Annotated in this window: 13 protein-coding genes; 6 read left to right on the top strand and 7 right to left on the bottom strand. The window is 69.4% G+C overall.

Going from position 1 to position 14,862, the window contains the following annotated elements:
• Positions 1-83: 83 nt before the first annotated feature.
• Positions 84-1,358 carry a TIGR03862 family flavoprotein gene (locus KOD61_RS06015; protein WP_215220127.1) on the bottom strand — a complete coding sequence of 425 codons (1,275 nt, stop codon included), beginning with the start codon at positions 1,356-1,358 and terminating at the stop codon, positions 84-86.
• Positions 1,359-1,464: 106 nt separating this feature from the next.
• On the opposite strand from KOD61_RS06015, the gene KOD61_RS06020 reads away from it, so the two are divergent.
• Positions 1,465-3,126 carry a serine hydrolase gene (locus tag KOD61_RS06020; protein WP_215220128.1) on the top strand — a complete coding sequence of 554 codons (1,662 nt, stop codon included), beginning with the start codon at positions 1,465-1,467 and terminating at the stop codon, positions 3,124-3,126.
• Positions 3,123-3,275 carry a hypothetical protein gene (locus KOD61_RS06025; RefSeq protein ID WP_215220129.1) on the top strand — a complete coding sequence of 51 codons (153 nt, stop codon included), beginning with the start codon at positions 3,123-3,125 and terminating at the stop codon, positions 3,273-3,275. The genes KOD61_RS06020 and KOD61_RS06025 overlap by 4 nt, the downstream gene beginning before the upstream one ends.
• A gap of 91 nt (positions 3,276-3,366) precedes the next feature.
• On the opposite strand, the gene KOD61_RS06030 is transcribed toward KOD61_RS06025, so the two are convergent.
• A complete protein-coding gene (locus KOD61_RS06030; protein ID WP_215220130.1) occupies positions 3,367-3,828 on the bottom strand; it encodes an FKBP-type peptidyl-prolyl cis-trans isomerase in 462 nt (153 codons plus the stop codon).
• Positions 3,829-3,955: 127 nt separating this feature from the next.
• Here KOD61_RS06030 and KOD61_RS06035 point away from each other — a divergent pair, with 127 nt between their 5' ends.
• A complete protein-coding gene (locus KOD61_RS06035) occupies positions 3,956-4,348 on the top strand; it encodes a host attachment family protein (RefSeq protein WP_215220131.1) in 393 nt (130 codons plus the stop codon).
• A gap of 7 nt (positions 4,349-4,355) precedes the next feature.
• Here KOD61_RS06035 and KOD61_RS06040 read toward each other — a convergent pair whose 3' ends face one another.
• From KOD61_RS06040 to KOD61_RS06055, 4 genes are all read right to left on the bottom strand, one after another.
• On the bottom strand, positions 4,356-5,501 hold the full coding sequence (locus tag KOD61_RS06040; RefSeq protein WP_215220309.1) for a BaiN/RdsA family NAD(P)/FAD-dependent oxidoreductase: 1,146 nt from the start codon (positions 5,499-5,501) through the stop codon (positions 4,356-4,358).
• Positions 5,502-5,571: 70 nt separating this feature from the next.
• The gene (locus KOD61_RS06045; RefSeq protein WP_215220132.1) at positions 5,572-6,120 is read right to left on the bottom strand and encodes a YaeQ family protein; all 549 of its coding nucleotides are present in this window, start codon (positions 6,118-6,120) and stop codon (positions 5,572-5,574) included.
• A gap of 91 nt (positions 6,121-6,211) precedes the next feature.
• The gene (locus KOD61_RS06050) at positions 6,212-8,293 is read right to left on the bottom strand and encodes a catalase (RefSeq protein WP_251370675.1); all 2,082 of its coding nucleotides are present in this window, start codon (positions 8,291-8,293) and stop codon (positions 6,212-6,214) included.
• Between the two features lie 69 nt (positions 8,294-8,362).
• Positions 8,363-9,145, bottom strand: a complete 783-nt coding sequence (locus KOD61_RS06055) for a TerC family protein (protein WP_215220134.1) — start codon at positions 9,143-9,145, stop codon at positions 8,363-8,365.
• 196 nt (positions 9,146-9,341) lie between these two features.
• On the opposite strand from KOD61_RS06055, the gene KOD61_RS06060 reads away from it, so the two are divergent.
• The gene (locus KOD61_RS06060; protein ID WP_215220135.1) at positions 9,342-10,253 is read left to right on the top strand and encodes a pseudouridine synthase; all 912 of its coding nucleotides are present in this window, start codon (positions 9,342-9,344) and stop codon (positions 10,251-10,253) included.
• On the opposite strand, the gene KOD61_RS06065 is transcribed toward KOD61_RS06060, so the two are convergent.
• Positions 10,234-12,222, bottom strand: a complete 1,989-nt coding sequence (locus KOD61_RS06065) for a DEAD/DEAH box helicase (RefSeq protein WP_215220136.1) — start codon at positions 12,220-12,222, stop codon at positions 10,234-10,236. The two genes, KOD61_RS06060 and KOD61_RS06065, sit on opposite strands and share 20 nt — an antisense overlap.
• A 142-nt stretch (positions 12,223-12,364) precedes the next feature.
• On the opposite strand from KOD61_RS06065, the gene KOD61_RS06070 reads away from it, so the two are divergent.
• Together KOD61_RS06070 and KOD61_RS06075 are read left to right on the top strand one after the other, a co-directional pair.
• Entirely contained in the window at positions 12,365-13,942 is a 1,578-nt protein-coding gene (locus KOD61_RS06070; RefSeq protein WP_215220137.1) for a protein adenylyltransferase SelO, read from the top strand.
• Between the two features lie 207 nt (positions 13,943-14,149).
• Positions 14,150-14,848 (top strand): DUF5666 domain-containing protein, encoded by a 699-nt coding sequence (locus KOD61_RS06075; protein ID WP_215220138.1) that lies wholly within the window; start codon positions 14,150-14,152, stop codon positions 14,846-14,848.
• Positions 14,849-14,862 lie beyond the last annotated feature (14 nt).

Below are 14,862 nucleotides of genomic sequence, written 5' to 3' on the forward strand. Positions count from 1 at the left end.
CAGCCGCGATCGAATGCTTGGCGCGCGTACCGGTTTCAGGACCGCCGCTGAAGCCGCTCCTACCGTTGGGGGGTGTCGCGCGTTCAGTCCGCCCCGTACCCTCGTAGCCATTCCACCGCCCCAAGCCCCGCGCGCCGGCCACTGGCAAAGCACGCGGTCAGCAGGTATCCACCGGTCGGGGCCTCCCAGTCCAGCATCTCGCCGGCGGCGAACACGCCAGGCAGGGCGCGCAACATCAGGGCATCGTCCATCGCTTCCAGTCGGACGCCGCCGGCGCTGCTGATCGCCTCCGCGACCGGGCGCGGGCGCCGTAGCACCAGCGGCAGCCGCTTGATCGTCCCGGCGACGCGCGCCGGATCGTCCAGCCCGCCGCGACCCAGCACCTCGTGCAGCAGCGCGGCCTTTACCCCGGTGAGGCCGGTCTGCCGACGCAGGTGCTCACTCGCGCTGCGGCCACCGCGGGGCCGGGCCAGGTCGCGTTGCAACCGCGCGAGGTCACGGCCCGGTGCGATATCCAGCCACAGCGTCGTCTGCCCGTCACGCTCGATCGCCTCGCGCAGCGGTGCCGACAGCGCGTAGACCAGGCTGCCCTCGATGCCGGTTGCGGTGGCCACGCATTCGCCCTGCAGCGCGTGCCAACCAGTGCCGTCCGACCAGTGCGCCACCACGGGTTTCACCGGTGCGCCGGCATGACGGCTGGCGAAATGTTCGCTCCAGTCGATGTCGAAGCCGCAGTTGGAGGGCTGCAGCGGTGCGACGTCGACGTCGCGGCGTGAAAGCAACGGCGCCCAGGCCCCGTCGGAGCCGAGCTGCGGCCAGCTGGCGCCGCCCAGCGCGAGGACGGTGGCCGGCGCCTTGAATTGGACCAGACCGTCCGGCGTGTCGAAACGCAGCGGCACCGGCGTCGACGAGCCCCTTGCTTCGCCGGGTTCCCAGCCGATCCAGCGATGGTGCACATGGAACCGCACGCCCTGTTCGCGCAGGCGGCGCACCCAGCCTCGCAGCAGGGGCGCCGCCTTGCGGTCCATCGGGAACACCCGGTCGGAGCTGCCCACGTACGTGTCGACCCCGAGGCCGCGTGCCCATTCGCGCAGGGCATCGCCGTCGAAGTCGTCCAGCCAGCCGGCCACGTCCGCGCTCCGCTCGCGGTAGCGCTGGTCGAACACAGGGCGCGGTTCGGCATGGGTGAGGTTGAGCCCGCCCTTGCCGGCGATCAGGAACTTGCGCCCGACCGAGCCCTTTCCCTCGAACAGGTCGACCTCGACGCCGGCGGCGCGCGCGACCTCGGCGGCCATGAGGCCGGCCGGTCCGCCGCCGATGATGGCGATGCCGGGGAGCAGGGAAGGGGTTTCGGGCATGGTGTCGGAGGTGCGGGGCAGTGCGGGCGGGCAGCGGCAAAGGATCGCACGCGCGTACGACGGACGGGCTGCGGTAATGTCGGCGCTTCGCCTAGGGAGCCATCCAATGCCCAACGCCATCCGCCTGCCGACGACCCTGGCCGCGCTGCTGCTGTCCCTCTCGCTTGCCGGCGTCGCGGCCGCGCAGACCCTGCCGACGGCCGAAGTCCGCGCGGATGCCCCGGTGGCCGACCCGTTGCAGGGTTTCGATGCCTACGTCGAGAACGTCCGCACGCAGTTCGACGTGCCCGGCATCGCGGTAGCCATCGTCAAGGATGGCGAGGTGGTGCTCGAGCGCGGCTATGGCGTGAAGGACCTTGCTAGCCGCGAGCCGGTGGATGCGCACACGATGTTCGCGATCGCCTCGAACACCAAGGCATTCACCGCCACCGCACTGCAGATCCTGGCCGGTGACGGTCGGCTGGCGATGGACGACCGGGTGATCGACCACCTGCCGTGGTTCCGCATGTCCGACCCGTACATCACCCGCGAGATGCGCATCCGCGATCTGCTCGCCCACCGCAGCGGGCTCGCGCTTGGCGCTGGCGACCTGCTGTACTGGCCCGGCACCGACTACACCACCGAGGAGGTCGCCCGGCGACTGGCCGAGGTGCCGATCGAAGGCGGTTTCCGCGAGCAGTACGCCTACGACAACATCCTTTTCGGCGTCGCCCAGCTGGTGGTCGAGGCCGCCAGTGGACAGCGTTTCGAAGCGTTCTTGCGCGAGCGAATCCTCGACCCGCTCGGCATGGACGAAACCCGCTTCAACAGCGACCACCTGCGTCCCGGTGACAACGTCGCCACCGGTTACTCCAAGGCCGACTTCACCAAGCTGGTCGCCGCGCCGCGCATGGCGTGGGGCAACGTGTCGGGCGCGGGCGGGCTGTACTCGAGCGCGCACGACCTGACCCGCTGGGTGCGCCTGCAGCTCGACCAGGGCGTGGTGGAAGGCGAGGGCGCGCATGTGCGCCGGCTCTTCGACGAGGCGCAGCAGCGCGACATGTGGAACGTGCTCACGCCGATTCCGCTGGGCAAGCCATCCACGGTGCCAGAGCTTGCAGCGGCCGCACCGAACTTCCGCGGCTACGCCCAGGGCTGGAATGTCTCCGACTACCGTGGCGAGCGGCTGGTCTGGCACACCGGCGGCTGGCCGGGCTTCTACTCGCGCATCACGCTGGTGCCCGGGCATGAGCTGGGGGTCATCGTGCTCACCAGTGCGGAGGTCGGCGGCGCGTTCAACGCGGTGACGATGCGTGCACTGGACGCGATGCTGGGCGAGGCGCCGACCGATTGGACCGCCGCCTACCTGGCCGCACGTGGCAATGCGCAGGAGGAGGCCGACGAGGACTGGCGCAAGCACCAGGCTGCGCGCGTTGCCGATTCGTCGCCATCGCTGGCCTTGGACGGCTACGCGGCGACCTACCGGGACCCCTGGTACGGCGACGTCGTGGTGGCACGCAACGGCGACGCACTGCGGATCCGGTTCACCCGCAGCCCGGCGCTGGTCGGCACCCTGTCGCACTGGCAGCACGACACGTTCGTGGTGCGCTGGGACGAGCGCTGGCTCAACGCCGACGCGTTCCTGACGTTCGACCTCGGCCCCGATGGCGACGTGCGCGCCGCGCGGATGGAGGCGATTTCACCGCTGACCGACTTCAGCTTCGACTTCCATCACCTGCGGTTGGAACCGGTGGACGATGACGCCGCCTCCAACGGGGATGACGCGTGAGCTGGCTCGGCATCGCCCTGGTCGTGCTGGGCGTGTGGCTGGCCATCAAGGTGGCCGGGTTCGCGCTCAAGCTGGTGATGTGGGGCGTCGTGCTGTTCGGCCTGTACTGGCTGCTGGCGCCAATGCTTGGCTGGCCCCGGCCGTTCTGACGGCGTAGGAGCGGCTTCAGCCGCGACCGGATTGGAGCATGGCGTAACTATCCGGTCGCGGCTGAAGCCGCTCCTACAACAGCCGAGGCCGTCAGCGTGCCTCGACGTCGAGCAGCTCGACCTCGAACACCAGAGACGCGCCGGGTGGGATCACGCCACCGGCGCCCTTGCGCCCGTAGCCGTACTCCGGCGGGATCATCAGTACGCGGCGGCCGCCCACGCGCATCCCGGCGACACCGTCGTCCCAGCCGCGGATCACCCGCCCAGCGCCGAGCAGGAACGTGAACGGCTCGCTACGGTCGAGCGAGCTGTCGAACTTGTCGCCCCGCTGCTCCGGTGCGTCCTCGTCGTAGAGCCAGCCGGTGTAGTGCACGGTGACCTGGTCTCCCGGCGTTGCGAGGGCGCCGTCACCCGTGACGACGTCGACGCGTTGCAGCTCGGCGACGCGCCCGCCCGCCGGTGGCGCTTCAGGCGCGCACGCGCAGAGCACCAGTGACAGCGCGGCGGCCGCAATCAGCAGGGATCGGCGCAGGCGGGGAAGGCAACGGGACATGGAAGGGTTCCGGACGATGATAGCGTGAGGTTAACGGAACCCCTATGCGGCCGGGCATCACGGTGTTGCGTGGTTACACGCATGCGTAACGGCGCCGGCACTAGCGTGGGGAAAAAGGAGGCCACCCATGCAGATTCCCAACGAAGCCCTGGTCATCGTCGCCGACGGCGAAGGCGCCCGTGTGTTCCGCAACCGCGGGGACGGGCAGCGGCTCTCTTTGCACCAGTACGACCTGCTGGAGCTGATGAACATGAACGACGACGGCCCGGCCGGTTCGATGCCCGACGGCTCCGACGGCTTCCGCATCGACAAGGCGACGTTCGCCAAGCAGCTTGCGCTTCGGCTCAACGACGGCGCGCTCAAGCAGCAGTACCGCGACCTGGTCCTGGTGGCCGACGAGAAGACCCTCGGCGAGATGCGGCCGTTGTTGCACAAGGAGGTCCAGGATCGCCTGCGTGCCGAGATCCCCAAGACGCTGACCAACACGCCGTTGGAGGAGATCGAGCGGATCCTGTCGTGACGACGGGCTAGACCGCCATCCCGGCCGCGTGGCCCGATGCCCAGGCCCACTGGAAGTTGTAGCCGCCCAGCCAGCCGGTCACGTCCAGCACTTCGCCGATGAAGTACAGGCCAGGCACGTGGCGCGACTGCATCGTGCTCGATGAAACACCGTCGGTGTCCACGCCCCCCAGGGTGACCTCGGCGGTGCGATAGCCCTCGGTGCCGCTCGCCACCAGGGGCCAGTCGCCGAGCAGCGACGCGACGTCGCGCAGCTGCGGCAGGGTGAACTGGCGCATCGGCCGGTTCGGCTGCAGGTGTGCCAGCCAGACCTCACCGAACCGCTGGGCGAAGCGCTTGGGCAGCAGCTCGCCGAGCACGGTGCGCAACTCGGCCGCGGGCCGTTCGCGCTGCAGTGCCTGCAGCCGGTCCAGCGCGTCGACGCCAGGCAGCAGGTCCAGCCGGAGGTCGTCACCGGGTTGCCAGTACGACGAGATCTGCAGGATGGACGGCCCACTGACGCCGCGGTGCGTGACCAGCATGAAGTTGCTGAAGGCTTGGCCGTTGCAGCGTGCGGTGACCGGGAAGGCGACGCCGCTCAGGTCGGCCAGCCGCTCCTGGTGCTTGCCGCTGAGGGTCAACGGCACCAGTCCGGCGCGGGTCGGCAGCACCGCGTGGCCGAACTGCCGCGCCAGCTCGTAGCCGAAACCGCTGGCGCCCATGCTGGGTATCGACAGGCCGCCGCTGGCGACCACCAGGGCCGGGGCAGTGAACGTGCCGCGGGTGGTGTGCAGGCGGTAGCCGCCGTCGTCGCCGTGCACGACGCGTTCGACACTGCAGTGGGTCTCGATGCGCACACCCGCGGCGGCGCATTCGTCCAGGAGCATCTTGACGATGAGCTTGGACGAGACATCGCAGAACAGCTGCCCGAGTTCCTTCTCGTGGTACGCGATGCCGTGGCGCTCCACCATCGCGATGAAGTCCCACGGCGTGTAGCGCGCCAGCGCCGACTTGCAGAAGTGCGGGTTCGCCGACAGGTAGTTGTCGGGCGTGGTGCCGGTGTTGGTGAAATTGCAGCGCCCGCCGCCGGACATCAGGATCTTCTTGCCGACCTTGTTGGCGTGCTCGACCACGAGCACGCGGCGACCACGCTGGCCGGCAGTGAGTGCGCACATCAGCCCGGCGGCGCCGGCGCCGATGACGATGACGTCGGAGTGTTCGGTCACGGCCACCTCGCGGACCGGCTCAGCCGGTGGCAGCCATCCGCACGTCCGGGCGCAGCGACACGTTGCCGCGTTCGCCCATCAGTTGCAGCTCGCCATCCTGGACCAGCGCGTTGAGCCGCATCCCGCGTTCGCCGATCGCGGCCATCGCGTCCACGACGTCGCCCGGGATGTCGATCACGGTGAGGTTCTTCAGCCGTGTCAGTGAATTGGCGATGCGGTCCCACCAGAGGTCGGAGGCACGCCCGCCGTAGTTCACCACCACGACCTGCCGGGCACGCGCGCAGGCCTTCTTGATGCGGGTTTCGTCCGGATTGCCCAGGTCGATCCACAGCTCGATCTCCCCGGTGTAGTCGCGCTTCCACAGTGCCGGCTCGTCCTCGTCGCTGAGGCCGCGGCCGAACTCGAGCCGGTCGTCCGCATGCAGGGCGAACGCCAGCAGCCGCACCATCAGCCGCTCGTCGGTCTCCGAAGGGTGCTGGGCGAGGGTGAGGTTGTGGGTGGCGTAGTAGTGCCGGTCCATGTCGCTGACCTGCAACTCGGCCTTGACCACGGTGGATTTGGTCGCCATTCGGGTGGCCATCCGGAAAAGGGGATCATTCTAGCCGGTGGGTCGTCCCGCCCCGGTCGTTGACTGATCCCCCCGACCGGCCGCCGGCGGATTACGGCAGCGTCCTGACCTTCACCTCGCGGTCCCACTGCCGGGTCTTGGCCTGCTCGATGAAGGCAGCGGTGTCGGTGGCCATCACCACGCCGGCATCGGGCATCACGCCAGCCTCGTCCAGCAATGCCTTGCCACCGGCGTCGTGCGCGATGGCCTTCAGGTGCCCGAACGCGTCCTTGGCGAACTGCACGGCCGCCGCCTCGCTGCGCAACTTGTGCGCCGCGTCGGCGGAGAGCAGCACGGCGACCGCATCGAATACCACCGACGGTGTCCCGGCCAGCTGACCATCCGCGGGCTGGTGCTTGCCGTCCGACAGCGTCGCGCCACCGACTTTAGGTGCGACCAGCTTGACCATGGCACCGGCCGCCATCGCGGCGTCACGGAGGGATTTGATAGCCGCGGCATCGGAACCTTCGTCGAACAGGATCCCGACGGAGCGGCCTTCGAGCGTCGGCACGGAATTGCCGATCAGGCTCAACGCTGGTGACAGCGGCAGGTCCTGCACCGGCCGTGCGGCGTCGGGTGGCTCGGGCATGCCCTGCAGCCCGAGTCCCGCAGCGACGCGTGCGGCCAGGTCCTCGTCGATGTGGCGAAGGTGGCCCACCATGGCTTCGCGGATGCGCACGGTCTCCACTTTGGACAGCTCGAACACCAGCGCGGCCGCCAGGTGCGCCTGCTCCAGCGGCTGTTGGCTGCGGTAGAACTGCCGCGCCTGGCTGTAGTGGTCGGCGAACGACTCTGGCCGCAGGCGCGTGCGCTGCCCGCTGGCGGGGACGGTGGCGCTGCGGAACCCGCCCGCGGTCGCCCGCGCGGTCTTCGGGTCCTCGTCCAGCGATGCCGGCTCGTACATCACCCGACCCTTGGGCCGGCCCATCTGCATGAAGCCGTCCTGCTGGTGGTTGGCGAACGGGCACTTGGGCGCATTGACCGGGATCTGCTGAAAGTTGGGCCCACCGAGCCGTATCAGCTGGGTATCGAGATAGGAGAAGATCCGCCCCTGCAGCAGCGGGTCCTCGCTGAAGTCGATCCCCGGTACGACGTTGGCCGGGCAGAACGCGACCTGCTCGGTCTCCGCGAAGAAGTTGTCCACCCAGCGGTCGAGCACCATGTGGCCCACCACCTTCAGCGGCACCAGCTCCTCCGGGATGATCTTGGTGGCATCGAGGTGGTCGAACGGAAACTGCGCCGCGTCTTCCTCGGTGAACAGTTGCACCGCCAGGTCCCAGGTGGGCAGTGCCTTGCCCGACTTGATCCGGTCATGCAGGTCGCGACGGTTGAAGTCGTTGTCGGCGCCGGCGATCTTCACCGCTTCGTCCCACACCAGCGACTGCATGCCCAGCCGCGGCTTCCAGTGGAACTTGACGAACGTGGCGCGTCCTTCCGCATCGAGGAAGCGGAAGCTGTGGATCCCGAAGCCTTCCATCATGGCCAGCGAGCGCGGGATCGCGCGGTCGCTCATCAGCCACATGATCATGTGCATCGATTCGGGCATAAGCGAGATGAAGTCCCAGAACGTGTCATGGGCGCCGCTCGCCTGCGGGAAGCCGCGGTCGGGCTCGGGCTTCACCGCGTGCACCAGGTCTGGGAACTTGATCGCGTCCTGGATGAAGAACACCGGCATGTTGTTGCCGACCAGGTCGTAGTTGCCGTCCTTGGTGTAGAACTTGGTGGCGAACCCGCGTGCATCGCGCGGCGTGTCCATCGAACCCTTGTTGCCGACCACCGTCGACAGCCGGCAGAACACCGGGGTGCGCTCGCCGACCTCGGTGAAAAGCCGGGCGGTGGTGTATTGGGCAAGCGATTCGGTCAGCTCGAAATAGCCATGCGCGCCGGTACCGCGGGCGTGGACCACGCGCTCGGGGATGCGCTCGTGGTCGAAGTGGGTCAGCTTCTCGCGGGAGATGAAGTCCTCGAGCAGCGTCGGGCCGCGGTCATGCGCGCGTAGCGAGTTCTGGTTGTCGGCAACCGGCACGCCCTGGTTGGTGGTCAGTACCGGGTGCCCGTCGCCGGCCTGCTGGTGCAGCTCACCGGCCTGGCCCTTGGGGGCGCTGCCGCCCCCGTTCTGGTCATTCGACGCCATCGCAATGCTCCGTGGGGGATCCATCGGAGCTTGCGGGCGGTTACGTAAACGCAGTGTGCTGCGACGGGGTCAACGCCCCGCATCGGCTCCCGGAGGTGCCCCGGCGCCCTCGACGTACTTCTCGTGCAGCTTCACCGGCGGGCCCTGCCGCTCGCGGCGGCGGATCCACAGGTTGATCATCTCCACGAACACCGAGAACGCCATCGCCGCGTACACGTAACCCTTCGGGATATGCAGGCCGAACCCGTCGGCGATCAGCACCAACCCGATCATGATCAGGAAGCTCAGCGCCAGCACCTTGACCGTGGGGTGCCGCTCGACGAACTCGCTGATGGGCCGGGCGAAGGCGAGCATGAAGACGATCGAGGCGACGATGGCGGTGACCATCACCCAGCGCTCGTCGACCATGCCGACCGCGGTGATGATCGAGTCCAACGAAAACACGATATCCAGCACCATGATCTGGGCGATGACCGCCATGAAGCTGGTGGCCGCACCGGGGGCGACCTGCTCGGAGGCGCCTTCGAGTTTCTGGTGGATCTCGTGGGTCGCCTTGCCGATGAGGAACAGGCCGCCACCGATCAGGATCAGGTCGCGCCACGAGAACGCCTGGCCGAACAGCGAGAACAGCGGCGCGGTCAGCCCGATGATCCACGCAATCATGAACAGCAGGCCCAGGCGTGTGACCGCGGCGCCGAGGATGCCGAGCTTGCGGGCGCGGTCACGCTGCGCTTCGGGCAGCCTGCCTGCGAGGATCGAGATGAAGATGATGTTGTCGATGCCGAGGACGAGTTCGAGCGCCGTCAGCGTCGCGAGTGCGATCCAGATTTCCGGGTTCGCCAGTGCTTCCATGGTTTTTTCCTTCGCGAAAGGGCAAACACGCCGGCGGTTGCCGGCGTGGGTTCGCGAAGGTCTTGCTCACACCCTGGAAGGTGCCGCCGGACCGGAGCGGGTGCTCGTATTGACGGCCGTGGCGATCGGGAGCTACTCCCCTTCGAGCGGCGAGGCTAGCACGCCCGCCGGCGCCTGGTGCGGTACTTTGCCGCCCATGCCGTCCCCGCTCACCCGCACTTCAGCCACGCCGCCGCCCAGCCGCCTGCAGTTGCCGCCCGGCCGGTGGACCACGCTGCTGGACGGGCTGTGCTCGCGCTTCCCGCAGGTCGGCCGCGAGCAATGGCAGTCGCGTTTCCGCCGCGGGCGCGTGCAGGATGTGCGGGGCCAGCCACTGGCGGCCGACTCGCCGTACGTGGTCGGTGCCGAGGTGCGCTACTTCCGCGAGGTGGAGCAGGAGCCGGTGATCCCGTTCGAGGCGGCGGTCCTGCACGTTAACGAGCACCTGGTGGTGGTCGACAAGCCGCACTTCCTGCCGGTGGTGCCGGCGGGTGGGTATGTCGAGCAGACGCTGCTGGCGCGCATGGTCAAGCACCTGGGCAACCCCGGGCTAGTGCCGCTGCACCGGATCGACCGGGGGACGGCAGGGCTGGTGCTGTTCTCGGCCAACCCGGCCACGCGGGATGCCTACCAGGCGCTGTTCCGCGAGCGCCGGATCGTCAAACGTTACGAGGCGATTGCACCACCGTTGCCCGAACTCGCCTTTCCGCATGTCCGACGCAGCCGGGTCGAACGTGGCGAGCCGTTCTTCCGCATGCACGAAGTCGACGGCGAGCACAACAGCGAGAGCCGCATCGACGTGCTCGATCGCGCAGGACCGTTGTGGCGCTACGCGCTGGAACCGGTGACCGGCCGCAAGCACCAGCTGCGGGTGCACATGGCGGCGCTGGGCGCGCCGATCGAGGGTGACCGCTACTACCCGTCGCTGTGCCCGCAGGCCCCGGATGACTTCGCGCGCCCGCTGCAATTGCTCGCAAGCGGGCTGGCGTTTGCCGACCCGCTGGACGGGCGGCCGCGGAGCTTCGAAACCCGCAGGGCGCTGAGCGCGGTCAGCGCGGGCGCGGCTTGAAGGGCTTGCGCGGGCCCGCCCCGTGTCCGCCGGGGCCGCGCGGGCCACCGGGTCGGGGACCGCCGGGTCGTCCCGCCGGGCGGGGGGCGCGACCGCCTTCCGTGTCGCCCGCGCCGGCACGCTGGATCTTGAGCGCCTGCCCGGCCACGTACACCCGCTTGAGGTGCTCCATCAGCTCGCGCGGCATGCCTTCCGGCAGGTCGACCAGGCTGTAGTCGTCGCGGATGTCGATGCGGCCGATGTAGCGGCTTTCGAGGTCGGCCTCGTTGGCGATGGCGCCGACGATGTTGCCCGGCTGCACGCCGTGGCGATGGCCGACTTCGATCCGGAAGGTCTCCATCCCGACGTCGTCCGTACCGCGCGCGGTGCGCTGGGGCGGCGCCGACGCGGGCCGGTCGTCCTCGAACATCGACTCGCCGGCATTGCGGGGCGTCGGTGGCGTGTACTGGCGCTCGGCATGGCGCGGCGGCGCGTTGCGCTCGTCGAAGCTGCGCGGCGGCGCGGACGGGCGTACATCACGTGGAGCATCGCGCTCGGGGCGCTGCTGCCGCGGCGGGCGCGGCGGCTGGCCGCGATGGCCGGTCTCGCGTGGGCCCGGTTCGCGCTCACGGAAGGCCGGGCGGGGCGGGGGGGTGAGGAGCAGCGGGTTCTCGCCCTGTACCAGCTTGGCGAGGGCGGCGGCGATCTCGACCGCGGGCACGTTCTGTTCGCGCTCGTAGCGCTCGACCAGGTCGCGGAACAGTGACAGGTCCTCGCCCTGCAACGCGTCGCCGATGCGGCCGAGGAACTTGGACACGCGCTGCTCGTTGACCGTCTCGATCGTCGGCAGCTCCATCGGCTCGATCGGCTGGCGGGTGGCCCGCTCGATCGCGCGCAGCATGCCGCGCTCGCGCGGGGTGACGAACAGGATCGCCTCACCCTTGCGGCCCGCGCGTCCGGTCCGGCCGATGCGGTGGACGTAGCTCTCGGTGTCGTACGGGATGTCGTAATTGAGGACGTGGCTGATGCGCTCCACGTCCAGGCCGCGCGCGGCGACGTCCGTCGCCACGAGTACGTCGATCCGGCCGTCCTTGAGGTTCTGGATGGTCTTCTCGCGCTGCTGCTGCTGCACGTCGCCATTGATCGCGGCGGCGGCAATGCCGCGCGCGGCCAGCTTGTCGGCCAGCTCCTCGGTGCCCAGCTTGGTCCGCGCGAACACGATCATCGCGTCGAATGGCTCCGCCTCCAGGATGCGCGTCAGTGCGTCCAGCTTGTGCACGCCGCTGACGGACCAGTAGCGCTGGCGGATATTCGCCGCGGTGCTGGTCTTGTTCTTGATGGCGACCTCGACCGGATCCTTCAGGTAGGTCTGGGCGATGCGCTTGATCTGCGACGGCATGGTGGCCGAGAACAGGGCGACCTGGCGCGTCTCCGGCGTCTTCTTGAGCACCGCCTCGACGTCGTCGATGAAGCCCATCCGCAGCATCTCGTCGGCCTCATCCAGCACCAGGCAGCGCAGCTCGGACAGGTCCAGCGAGCCGCGCTCCAGGTGGTCGATCACCCGGCCGGGGGTGCCGACCACCACCTGGACGCCGCGCTTGAGCGCCTGCAACTGGGGGTAGTAGCTCTGGCCACCGTAGATCGGCAGCACGTGGAAGCCGGGCAGGTGATGGGCGTACTTCTGGAACGCCTCGGCCACCTGGATGGCCAGTTCGCGCGTCGGTGCGAGCACAAGCACCTGGGGCGTCTTCTGCGCCGGGTCGATGTTGGCCAGCGCCGGCAGCGCGAACGCCGCGGTCTTGCCGGTGCCGGTCTGGGCCTGGCCCAGGACGTCGCGACCGGCCAGCAGCGGCGGGATGGTCGCGGCCTGGATCGGGGAGGGCGACTCGTAGCCGACGTCGGACAGTGCCTTCAGCAGGGCTTCGGGCAGGGCCAGGTCGGTGAATTTGATCGACGGTGTCTCGGGGGAGGCGGGCGTTTCGGCGCTCATCGCTACTCTCGTTGGCGCCGGCGGGGCCGGTCGGGGGGCGCATAGTCTAGCGGGGCAGAGTGGTGCGACGCGTGGACGCGCCCCGGCGACACCGGAACGCGCCTCGCCAATGCGTTGACCTCTGGCGGCCTACGATGGCCGGATGCTGGACCTCGACTTCGACAACGCCTTCATCCGCGAACTGCCCGGCGACCCGCGCGCCGGGCCCGGGGTGCGCGAGGTGGCGCAGGCCTGGTCGGCGGTGGAACCAACCCCGGTGGCCGCGCCGCGACTGCTCGCGCACTCCGGCGAGATAGCGAAGGCGTTGGGCATTACGCCCGACGACGTGGCATCCGCGCGTTTTGCCCGGGTCTTCGGCGGCAACGAGCTGCTGCCGGGCATGCAGCCCTACGCGGCCAACTACGGCGGCCACCAGTTCGGGCACTGGGCGGGCCAGCTCGGAGACGGCCGCGCGATCACGCTGGGCGAGGCGGTGACTCCCACGGGCGAGCGCTGGGAGCTTCAATTGAAAGGGGCCGGCCCGACCCCGTACTCGCGTACCGCCGACGGCCGTGCGGTGCTGCGCTCCTCGGTGCGCGAGTTCCTCTGCAGCGAGGCGATGCACCACCTCGGCGTGCCGACGACGCGCGCGCTGAGCCTGGTCGGTACCGGCGAGGCGGTGGTGCGCGACATGTTCTACGACGGGCACCCGGCCCCGGAGCCTGGCGCGATCGTGTGCCGGGTCGCGCCGTCGTTCCTGCGCTTCGGCAATTTCGAACTGCCGTCCGCGCGTGGCGACCTGGCCCTGCTGCGCCGGCTGGCCGACTTCTGCATCCCCCGCGACTTCCCGCACCTCCACGGCGACCGCGAGGCGCTGCGGGCCGCGTGGTTCGGCGAGGTCTGCGAGCGCACGGCGGTGATGGTCGGCCACTGGATGCGCGTGGGCTTTGTCCACGGAGTGATGAACACCGACAACATGTCCATCCTCGGGTTGACGATCGATTACGGCCCCTACGGCTGGATCGACAACTACGACCCGGACTGGACCCCCAACACCACCGACCGCCAGCACCGGCGCTATCGCTTCGGCCAACAGCCGGCGGTCGCGTACTGGAACCTCGGCCGACTCGCGGCCGCGCTGTCGCCGCTGTTCGACGGCGTGGAGCCGCTGCAGGCCGGGCTGCAGCGCTACATCGACGCCTACACCGCGGCCGACCGCGACAACACCGCGCGCAAGCTCGGGCTGGCGGAGTGCCGCGAGGACGACACCGACCTGATGCAGGCGTTGCAGGACCTCATGCGCCTGGCCGAGGCCGACATGACCCTGGTGTTCCGTGCACTGCTCGACTTCGCGCCCGACGCGGATCCCGGCGGCCAACCGGCCGCGTTCACCGACGCCTTTGGATCGGCGTTCTACGACCCCGACAAGCGGGCCGCATCGGCCGCCGCGTTCGAGGAATGGCTGGCGCGCTACGCCGGTCGCCTGCGCGAGGACCCGCTGTCGGCCGCCGAGCGCCGCGAGCGGATGCGGCTCGCCAACCCGCGTTACGTGTTGCGGAACTACCTTGCCCAGCAGGCGATCGATCGCGCCACGGCCGGCGAGCCCGAGGCGGTGATGGAGCTGCTGGACGTGATGCGACGGCCGTACGACGACCAGCCCGGGCGCGAAGCCTATGCCGCGCGCCGGCCGGACTGGGCGCGCACGAAAGCCGGCTGCTCGATGCTGTCGTGCAGTTCGTGACCTCCGGTTGTGTGTGTAGGAGCGGCTTCAGCCGCGATCGTGGTCCGTAATGCTGTGGAGCATTCGATCGCGGCTGAAGCCGCTCCTACAGATGCTGGTACCTGCTGGTACCGACACGGTCGCCCACCTGAACACACGCCCGCCCCGATAACCCCCGGTTCACCTCCTCGCAACGATGCTCGGAACCCTGCGATCAGGAGCCAACTCATGACCATCCAGACCGATTCTCCACGGCGTTGGCGCACTGCCTTCCGCTGGCTGTCACTCTCCGCCGCGGCCATGCTCCTTGCGGGTTGCATGACCGGTTACGGCACCCCCGGTGGCGGCTACGGCCAAGGTGGCGGATATGGCCAGGGCGGCAGTTACGGCTACGGCAGCGAGCGGATCCTCGGCACCGTCCAGGACGTCGACCCGCGCTACGGCCGGATCGTGCTGACCGCCGACCAAGGCTATGGCGCCCGGGTGTCGCAGGTTGCGCTGCGCTACGACCGCAACACCCGGCTGGTCTACCAGGGCCAGCTGCACGACCCCGCCGGGCTGGAGCGCGGCGACCGCATCAGCGTCGAAGCGCAGCGTTCCGGCAGCGAGCTGTGGGCGCGCAACATCGAGGTCGTCCACAACGTCCGCGACAGCCACGGCGGCGGTTACTACGGTGGCGACCTCAGCGGTTCGGTGCGCTGGGTGGACGCGCGCGCGCAGGTCATCGAGATCACCCGGGGTGGCTACAGCGGCCGGGCCGAGCGGGTCCGCTACGACAACCGCACCTTGGTCGAGCACCGCGGCCAGCGCATCCGCCCGGAGGCGCTGGAGCCGGGCGACGTGATCCGCATCCAGGCACGGCCCTACGGCAACGACTGGGTCGCCGAGCGCATCTGGGTCGAGGTCGACACCCGCTCGCGCTACTGACGTCCGTGTACGGG

It is taken from the genome of Lysobacter luteus (assembly GCF_907164845.1).
In the GTDB taxonomy this organism is placed as follows: domain Bacteria; phylum Pseudomonadota; class Gammaproteobacteria; order Xanthomonadales; family Xanthomonadaceae; genus Novilysobacter; species Novilysobacter luteus.

Excerpts from the sequence above, each read along its gene's own strand:
- KOD61_RS06015 (WP_215220127.1), bottom strand. The coding sequence starts at position 1,358 with ATGCCCGAAACCCCTTCCCTGCTCCCCGGCATCGCCATCATCGGCGGC.
- KOD61_RS06020 (WP_215220128.1), top strand. The coding sequence starts at position 1,465 with ATGCCCAACGCCATCCGCCTGCCGACGACCCTGGCCGCGCTGCTGCTG.
- KOD61_RS06030 (WP_215220130.1), bottom strand. The coding sequence starts at position 3,828 with ATGTCCCGTTGCCTTCCCCGCCTGCGCCGATCCCTGCTGATTGCGGCC.
- KOD61_RS06035 (WP_215220131.1), top strand. The coding sequence starts at position 3,956 with ATGCAGATTCCCAACGAAGCCCTGGTCATCGTCGCCGACGGCGAAGGC.
- KOD61_RS06040 (WP_215220309.1), bottom strand. The coding sequence starts at position 5,501 with ATGTGCGCACTCACTGCCGGCCAGCGTGGTCGCCGCGTGCTCGTGGTC.
- KOD61_RS06045 (WP_215220132.1), bottom strand. The coding sequence starts at position 6,120 with ATGGCGACCAAATCCACCGTGGTCAAGGCCGAGTTGCAGGTCAGCGAC.
- KOD61_RS06050 (WP_251370675.1), bottom strand. The coding sequence starts at position 8,293 with ATGGCGTCGAATGACCAGAACGGGGGCGGCAGCGCCCCCAAGGGCCAG.
- KOD61_RS06055 (WP_215220134.1), bottom strand. The coding sequence starts at position 9,145 with ATGGAAGCACTGGCGAACCCGGAAATCTGGATCGCACTCGCGACGCTG.
- KOD61_RS06060 (WP_215220135.1), top strand. The coding sequence starts at position 9,342 with ATGCCGTCCCCGCTCACCCGCACTTCAGCCACGCCGCCGCCCAGCCGC.
- KOD61_RS06065 (WP_215220136.1), bottom strand. The coding sequence starts at position 12,222 with ATGAGCGCCGAAACGCCCGCCTCCCCCGAGACACCGTCGATCAAATTC.
- KOD61_RS06070 (WP_215220137.1), top strand. The coding sequence starts at position 12,365 with ATGCTGGACCTCGACTTCGACAACGCCTTCATCCGCGAACTGCCCGGC.
- KOD61_RS06075 (WP_215220138.1), top strand. The coding sequence starts at position 14,150 with ATGACCATCCAGACCGATTCTCCACGGCGTTGGCGCACTGCCTTCCGC.